At 43.2% G+C, this 7,384-nt stretch carries 8 protein-coding genes; 6 read left to right on the top strand and 2 right to left on the bottom strand.

The genetic code is table 11. The features are described 5' to 3' along the window. The 3 genes from B9T38_RS08935 to pgsA all read left to right on the top strand — a co-directional run. Positions 1–464: helix-hairpin-helix domain-containing protein (locus tag B9T38_RS08935; protein ID WP_353615846.1), on the top strand; the 464-nt coding region annotated here is incomplete at its 5' end. A gap of 109 nt (positions 465–573) precedes the next feature. Continuing rightward, complete coding sequence (locus B9T38_RS08930) at positions 574–1,368, top strand: acyl-CoA thioesterase (protein WP_086196455.1); 795 nt, start codon at positions 574–576, stop codon at positions 1,366–1,368. Positions 1,369–1,476: 108 nt separating this feature from the next. Next, positions 1,477–2,064 carry a CDP-diacylglycerol--glycerol-3-phosphate 3-phosphatidyltransferase gene (gene pgsA, locus B9T38_RS08925; RefSeq protein ID WP_086196466.1) on the top strand — a complete coding sequence of 196 codons (588 nt, stop codon included), beginning with the start codon at positions 1,477–1,479 and terminating at the stop codon, positions 2,062–2,064. 637 nt (positions 2,065–2,701) lie between these two features. Here the strand turns inward: pgsA and B9T38_RS08920 are convergent. Together B9T38_RS08920 and argH are read right to left on the bottom strand one after the other, a co-directional pair. Beyond that, positions 2,702–2,974, bottom strand: coding sequence for an oxidative damage protection protein (locus tag B9T38_RS08920; protein WP_086196454.1), 273 nt, complete (start codon positions 2,972–2,974; stop codon positions 2,702–2,704). Positions 2,975–2,985: 11 nt separating this feature from the next. Continuing rightward, positions 2,986–4,416 carry an argininosuccinate lyase gene (argH, locus tag B9T38_RS08915; RefSeq protein ID WP_171263212.1) on the bottom strand — a complete coding sequence of 477 codons (1,431 nt, stop codon included), beginning with the start codon at positions 4,414–4,416 and terminating at the stop codon, positions 2,986–2,988. On the opposite strand from argH, the gene B9T38_RS08910 reads away from it, so the two are divergent. The 3 genes from B9T38_RS08910 (at position 4,407) to hemC (ending at position 7,383) form a co-directional block, all read left to right on the top strand. Then, positions 4,407–5,564, top strand: coding sequence for a sensor histidine kinase (locus B9T38_RS08910; RefSeq protein ID WP_086196453.1), 1,158 nt, complete (start codon positions 4,407–4,409; stop codon positions 5,562–5,564). The two genes, argH and B9T38_RS08910, sit on opposite strands and share 10 nt — an antisense overlap. Before the next feature lie 53 nt (positions 5,565–5,617). Continuing rightward, the gene (locus B9T38_RS08905; RefSeq protein ID WP_086196452.1) at positions 5,618–6,358 is read left to right on the top strand and encodes a LytR/AlgR family response regulator transcription factor; all 741 of its coding nucleotides are present in this window, start codon (positions 5,618–5,620) and stop codon (positions 6,356–6,358) included. Positions 6,359–6,465: 107 nt separating this feature from the next. Further along, positions 6,466–7,383, top strand: coding sequence for a hydroxymethylbilane synthase (hemC, locus tag B9T38_RS08900; RefSeq protein WP_086196451.1), 918 nt, complete (start codon positions 6,466–6,468; stop codon positions 7,381–7,383). Position 7,384: the final 1 nt, after the last annotated feature.

Here is a 7,384-nt window from a genome sequence, read left to right as displayed (position 1 = left end):
CCCGCCGTTATAAAAAAGCCATGTTGCCGGATTTACTGCTGATTGACGGCGGTAAAGGTCAGTTACATATGGCGATGGAAGTGATGCAGGAGCTGGGGCTGGATGCCTTTATGGTCGGAGTTTCCAAGGGAGAGGGACGTAAGCCTGGTCTAGAAACCTTGCATTTTACTGATGGTACAAAAATTCAGTTGCCAGAAGACCATAAAGCACTGCATCTGATTCAACAGGTACGCGATGAAGCACACCGTTTTGCCATTACCAAACATCGGGCCAAACGCGACAAGAAACGTGGCTCGTCGGTACTGGAAGTAATTCCCGGACTGGGGCCGAAACGCCGCCGTGACTTGCTCACCCATTTTGGCGGTATACAGGGGGTACTGAAAGCATCGGAAAATGACTTGAAGCTGGTGCCCGGGCTGGGCGATGTGATGGCTCGTACCATTTATAAGGTATTGCATGAATAAATTCGGACAGATTGGCCAAAGTGCTCACTGACGCAGCAGTCATTGATCATTCACAACAGTCCAAAATAAGTGAAAGATAGAGCCAATAAAAAAATCCAAGGGACGAAGGATGTCACTGCGCCAATTATTCACTGCGATTGAACAGAATGAATGGGTCGATATTCCGCAAGGCTGGTTACAGGGGCGCACCATTTATGGTGGACTGGTGGCCGGGATGATGATGCACAAAGCCTTGCTCGCGGTTGCAGATGCAGAAAAACAGCTGTTAAGTACCAGTGTCACTTTTGTTGGTCCAGTCCAGCTGGCACCAGTTCGATTGAGTGCTGAAATTTTACGTCAAGGCAAGTCCGTGACCACGGTTGAAGTGCGGCTCTGGCAGGACGATGCTGTGCAAAGTATTTTGATTGCCAGTTTTGGCATGCATCGCCAGTCGACTATTTCCGTACAACAGGAACGACTTGCACCTGAATTTCCTATGCCTGAGCAATTAAACATTGCGGAGCATCATCCTTTAGCCCCGGAATGTTTTGGACAGATGGATCTGGTTTGGGTAGATGGACAGTATCCATGCACTGGCAGTGTGAAACCGGATTTTAGTGGCTGGATGCGTTTTAATCCGGATCGGCATGACAATCGGGAAATGAGCATCGCCGACTTGATGGTGGCCTTCGATATGTGGCCTCCTGGCGTCTTGCCGATGTTTAAGACATTCGCACCGGCCAGTTCGCTGACCTGGCATGTGACCTATGTGCACCCTTTAAACAGTCATCTGCATGATTGGTTTAAATATAAAGTATTTACCGATTATGCTGCTGAAGGTTATTCGACCGAGTATGCTTATCTTTGGGATGCAGCAAACAGACTGATTGCGATTTCCAGACAGACAGTTACCGTGTTTGCCTAGTGACACTTTATAGCAATTCGTATAAAGTGACTCTCACTAACGATGAATCAATCCTCAAAATATGTGTGGTTTTTCATTGTACATAAAGGGGAAAAATTGGCGGTGTCTATGACTACAGGTCGCATCCTGAATATTCCAAATATCTTGACTTTGGCGCGTATTGCTTTAATACCTGTTTTCTTGCTGGTGGCCTATTGGCCCCCTGCAGTGGGTGTTTCGGGTCATGATACAAATATGACTCGTCACGTTATTTTAACAGCCATTTTTGTCATTGCTGCTGTCACGGACTGGTTTGATGGCTATTTGGCCCGCTCACTCAATCAAACTTCTGCATTTGGCCGTTTTTTGGACCCTGTAGCGGATAAGCTGATGGTTGCGGCTGCATTGATTGTTCTGGTGCAATGGCAACCCACCATTTCTATGGCTTTTGCCGCGATTGTCATTATTTCACGTGAAATTACGGTTTCTGCCTTACGCGAGTGGATGGCAGAGCTTGGGGCACGTACCAGCGTGGCTGTCTCGACTGTAGGTAAATATAAAACCGCTTTCCAGATGATTGCGATTTCAGTATTTTTACTGAATTGGCAACCATTTGAAATGCTGGCTTATGCATTGCTTTACACTGCTGTAGTGCTGACGTTATGGTCGATGTTTATTTATTTAAAGGCTGCATGGCCCTATTTAAAACAGCCTTAGGTTCAGCTTTAAAAATAAAAAACGTCCTAAAGGGGCGTTTTTTTATTTCTATAAGCCTTTCGGGAAAAGATAAGGATTAAAAATAGCAAATAAAAAAAATCCTAGATTTTGGGGGAAATCTAGGATTGAAATCGGGGATATTTATAGTTGTTATAAGATGTTTAACCATCTACTTGAGACCAAGTATAGGGGAGGACAACTGCCAAATCATGTAGGTTATTGTATTGTAATGTATCGTTTTATTGAGAAATGTAGTTTTGAATTACAGTTATTTCTAAATGTTTAAAAGGTTTATGGAATAAGTAGAATTTTTTAAATTACCAAATAAATAGAAAATGAATGCCTAATTTGGATTTTTCAGAAAAAATAAAAAGGCCCTATAAGACATGTTTTTGACAATTAAATTACCCGGAAACGAATATTGTTAGCATGGATTTAAGTGAATAGCTTCCTCAGCTAAAAATGGAATCTTTTGAGATTCCCTTTTGACAGTCAAAACTACGCGCTTCGCTTGTCTTGCGTAAAATTCAGATCAGCTTAAAAAAGAAATCCCCAATAAAAGGGGATTCTTTTTAGATTAAAGCCTGCGCGAGCAAAGCTCTTGCCTTGCGGTGTGGCGGAGCAGTGCTCCGCTTTATCACGCCTCAGGCTTTAGGCCTTCAGCTTTTTCCAGTGATTCATCATTGTTAAAGAATTTCTCACGCTGTTCTTCAAGAAATTTTTTCGCGTCCGGTTCAAACACGTTTAGGCGTTTTTCATTGATCAACGTAGTCTGGTGTTTAAGCCATTCCTGCCAGGCCTGTTTGGACACGGTATCAAACAGTTCCTGACCCTTTGCACCCGGGAAGGGGGCAAAGTCTAAACCTTCCATTTCTGTTTGATATTTACGGCAAAATACTTGTCGAGACATATCCGTTTTCCTTAAGCGTAAAGTTTTTCTAAACGAGCGTAAGCACGAGCAATCGCTGCTTCAACCTGTGCAGGTGCAGTACCACCAATATGGTTACGCGCATTGACAGAGGCTTCAAGAGTCAATGCTTTTTCAAATACGTCAGCTTGAATCAGGCCAGAAAACTGTTGCAGCTGTTCAAGTGTTAATTCAGACAGGTCTTTACCTTCTTGCACACCTAGCGCAACCGCTTTGCCGACAATTTCATGCGCATCACGGAACGCTACGCCGTTTTTCACCAGGTAATCTGCAAGGTCAGTTGCAGTCGAGAAACCACGTAACGCAGCTTCACGCATGATTTCAACATTTGGAACCAATGCAGGAATCATGTCAGCAAATGCCATCAATGAACCACGAACAGTATCGATTGCGTCAAATAATGGTTCTTTATCTTCCTGGTTATCTTTGTTATAGGCCAAAGGTTGACCTTTCATCAGCGTTAATAGACTCATCAAGTCGCCGTATACGCGGCCAGTCTTACCACGAATCAACTCTGGAACATCCGGATTTTTCTTTTGCGGCATGATTGAAGAGCCGGTACAGAAACGGTCTGGAATGTTGACAAATTTGAATTGCGCAGAAGTCCACAGGATCATTTCTTCAGACATACGTGACAAGTGCATCATAATTAAAGATGCAGCAGCATTGAATTCAATGCCGAAGTCACGGTCAGATACAGCATCCAGCGAGTTTTCACATACTGCTTCAAAACCTAAAAGTTCAGCCGTGTATTCACGCTCGATCGGATAGGTGGTACCTGCAAGTGCAGCAGAACCAAGTGGCAAGCGATTCACACGTTTACGGCAGTCAATCAAACGCTCAGAATCACGTACCAGCATTTCAAACCACGCTATCAAGTGGTGACCAAAAGTCACTGGCTGAGCAGTTTGCAGATGGGTAAAGCCCGGCATAATGGTATTGGTATTTTTCGCCGCCAGACCCAAAATGCCTTTTTGTAATTTTTGCAATAACTCTAAAATCGCATCAATTTCATCACGTACATATAAACGGATGTCTGTCGCCACCTGGTCGTTACGGCTACGACCGGTATGCAGTTTTTTACCGGTGATGCCAATACGACTGGTCAAGCGCGACTCGATATTCATGTGCACATCTTCTAGGTCAATGCGCCATTCGAAATCACCTGCTTCGATTTCAGCTTTAATGGTATTTAAACCGTTAATGATGTCATCGCGTTCTTGTTCTGTTAAAACGCCTACTTTGGCAAGCATGGTTGCATGCGCAATAGAACCTGCAATATCTTGTTTATAAAAGCGTTGGTCAAATTGAACAGATGCTGTAAATTCAGCAACAAATGCGTCAGTAGCTTCAGAGAAACGACCGCCCCACATACCCGAAGTTTGGGCTTGTGACGGATTTGAGGAATTAGAAGATGTGGTCATATCGGCTCAATAAAATAAAAAGCAGTAATTTGAACAAGAGTATAGCAAATTCAGAATCACTTGCCGAAAAACAAAGAGATCCAGCTTCGACCTATACAGATGATCGGAAAAACAATGACGCCTATTTTTTTACGAAAATAGGGCATTGGCAACATCTAATAGAATTATTTATTGCCAGCAATATTTTGGCGGTCATCTTGGCCTTGGCAGAAGCACAATCCTGGACGGCTTTAAGTGTGGGTCGTCTGCTGCAATATATATTGTTCATTGATTGGGTTTTACTGGCTTTTGTTGCCTTGATTGAGCGCCTGCAGAGCAAAATCCAGCACTTCAGTTTTGGACAGACCTTGGTTGCGGGCTTTGTTTTACTGCAGATTATTGTGTTATTGACCACGGTGGTGTTGAACGGTGTTATTTTCTTTGGACAAAATTTTCAATTCCAGCATTTGACGTTACAGGTTTTATTCGATGGAACGGGACTACATCTCAGTTATGGCGTACTGATTGGAAGCCTTTGTTTTCGCTATTTGTATATGCGAGAACAATGGGCGTGTCAGCAAAACAGTGAATTAAATGCACGTATTCAGGCCATGCAAGCGCGGATTCATCCGCATTTTTTATTTAATAGCCTGAATACTGTGATTAGTTTAATTAGCATTGATCCAGATAAAGCTGAACAAATGTTACTGAATTTATCACAGCTATTTCGGGCCAGTTTTAAAGAACTTAAACTGGTGCGCTTAAAAGATGAAATTGAACTGTGCCAGCGTTATCTGGCCATTGAGCAGATTCGCTTGGGGGATCGCTTACAGGTAGAGTGGAAATATGACGATGAAGTTCTATTTTCTCAGATACAAATTCCTTTATTAACTTTACAACCTTTAGTGGAAAATAGTATTTTTCATGGAGTTGAAAAAATTCTAACAAAGAGTACGATAAGCATATTGATCGAAATATTGCAAAATCAAGTCAATATAGTCATTACTAACCCTTATACACAGGATAAAATAAATTTACGACAGGGGCATGGTATTGCAGTTGAAAATGTTAAGCAGCGGCTTGAGGCTTATTATGGGCACTCTGCAACTTTTCAGACATATGCGGGGAAGGGAATATTTACCACAGTTGTGCAATATCGATATAAATAAAAAAGTCATGGTTAACCTATAAAAAAAATGATGTTGACTGTGAAGGAGGAGAAATGGACATCCTGATTTGCGATGATGAACCTCTCGCCGTAGAGCGTTTGTCACGTCTAGTTACGCAATTGGGACATCAGGTGGTTGCCACTGCAAGTTATGGGCAGCAAGCAATTGAAATGACTCAATTCTATGAGCCAGATGTAGTACTGTTAGATATTCAAATGCCTGAAATGGACGGCTTGAGCTGTGCTGAATATTTGCGCCAGCTTGATCCTATGCCCGCTATTGTTTTTTGTACGGCTTATGATGAACATGCTTTGGAGGCATTTAAGTCGCATGCAGAAGGCTATTTGCTAAAACCGGTGATGCAGCAGGAATTGCAACAGGTATTAGATCATTTAACAAAACTGACTCAAGCACAAATGAGCACTTTAAAACAAAAAGAAGATATGGACGAACTCAATATAAAACGCCACCAGATTGTGGCGAAAACCTATCGTGGTGTGGAATTGATTCCTGTAGAAAATATTTATTATTTTTTGGCAGATCAAAAATATGTCACGGTACGGCATAAAAATGGCAGTGTACTGATCGATGAAACCTTAAAAGATTTGGAAAACGAATTTGGCGACCAGTTTATTCGAATTCATCGCAATGCTTTGGTTTCAGTACATTTCCTGGATGGTCTTGAAGTGATCAGTTCGGGGCAGTATCAGGTGCGTTGCCGTGAACTGGAAGAGCGCCTGGCCGTCAGCAGACGTCACCTGCCCAATTTAAGAGAACGCATCCAAAAGATCTAAATCTGTTTTCATAAATTTAGGTGACGAGGAGAATGCAAATTTACTTGCATTTTCCAGTCAGCGCGTTAAGTTTACACTAACGCACTTATTGACTGTTTCTTGGATTTATGAAGATTTTGAAGATTGCAACTCGACAAAGCCCGCTTGCTTTATGGCAGGCGGAACATATTCGTGCCCGTTTGGAAGCATTACATGCGGATCTTAAAGTTGAGTTAGTGACCTTCGTCACCCAAGGTGACAAAATTCTGGATACGCCTTTAGCCAAGATTGGCGGAAAAGGACTTTTTGTTAAAGAATTGGAAGCAGCCCTGCTGGATGGTCGTGCAGACTTGGCGGTGCATTCAATGAAAGATGTGCCGATGGCCTTGCCTGAAGGACTGAGCCTTGCGGTGATCTGTGAGCGTGAAGATCCGCTGGATGCCTTTGTGTCTAATACTTATGCAAGTTTTGATGACTTGCCACAAGGTGCCAAAGTGGGTACATCGAGCCTGCGTCGTAAAAGCCAGATTTTAAAAGCCCGTCCCGATTTGGAAATTATCGATTTACGGGGCAACGTGGGGACGCGTTTATCCAAACTGGATGCAGGTCTTTATGATGCTATTATCTTGGCAAGTGCGGGTTTAAAGCGTTTGGGGCTGGCTGAACGTATTCGTCATACGCTGCCAGCGGAAGTGAGCTTGCCGGCAGTTGGACAGGGGGCGCTTGGTCTGGAATGTCGTGCGGCAGATCAGGCTGTGCTGGAGCTTATTTTACCGCTGTTACATCGCGAAACTGATGTGTGTGTACGTGCAGAACGCGCATTTAATGCCTATTTGGAAGGGGGCTGTCAGGTCCCGATTGCAGGGCATGCGACTTTAATTGAAGGTCAATTACATATTGAAGGTCGTGTTGGTAGTGTAGATGGTGCGACTTTATTAAAAGCTAAACTGAGCGGAACACCTGAACAGGCTGTAGAGCTGGGTGAAATGCTAGCGCAAAAATTAGTTGAACAAGGCGCTGGCGATTTATTGAAAGCCCTGTATTAAT

This window comes from Acinetobacter sp. ANC 4218, assembly GCF_002135245.1.
Lineage (GTDB): Bacteria > Pseudomonadota > Gammaproteobacteria > Pseudomonadales > Moraxellaceae > Acinetobacter.
The sequence above is the reverse complement of the archived record's forward strand: the minus strand, read 5'-3'. Positions and strand labels throughout refer to the sequence as shown.

Excerpts from the sequence above, each read along its gene's own strand:
- hemC (WP_086196451.1), top strand. The coding sequence starts at position 6,466 with ATGAAGATTTTGAAGATTGCAACTCGACAAAGCCCGCTTGCTTTATGG.
- B9T38_RS08905 (WP_086196452.1), top strand. The coding sequence starts at position 5,618 with ATGGACATCCTGATTTGCGATGATGAACCTCTCGCCGTAGAGCGTTTG.
- argH (WP_171263212.1), bottom strand. The coding sequence starts at position 4,416 with ATGACCACATCTTCTAATTCCTCAAATCCGTCACAAGCCCAAACTTCG.
- B9T38_RS08920 (WP_086196454.1), bottom strand. The coding sequence starts at position 2,974 with ATGTCTCGACAAGTATTTTGCCGTAAATATCAAACAGAAATGGAAGGT.
- B9T38_RS08930 (WP_086196455.1), top strand. The coding sequence starts at position 574 with ATGTCACTGCGCCAATTATTCACTGCGATTGAACAGAATGAATGGGTC.
- pgsA (WP_086196466.1), top strand. The coding sequence starts at position 1,477 with ATGACTACAGGTCGCATCCTGAATATTCCAAATATCTTGACTTTGGCG.
- B9T38_RS08910 (WP_086196453.1), top strand. The coding sequence starts at position 4,407 with ATGTGGTCATATCGGCTCAATAAAATAAAAAGCAGTAATTTGAACAAG.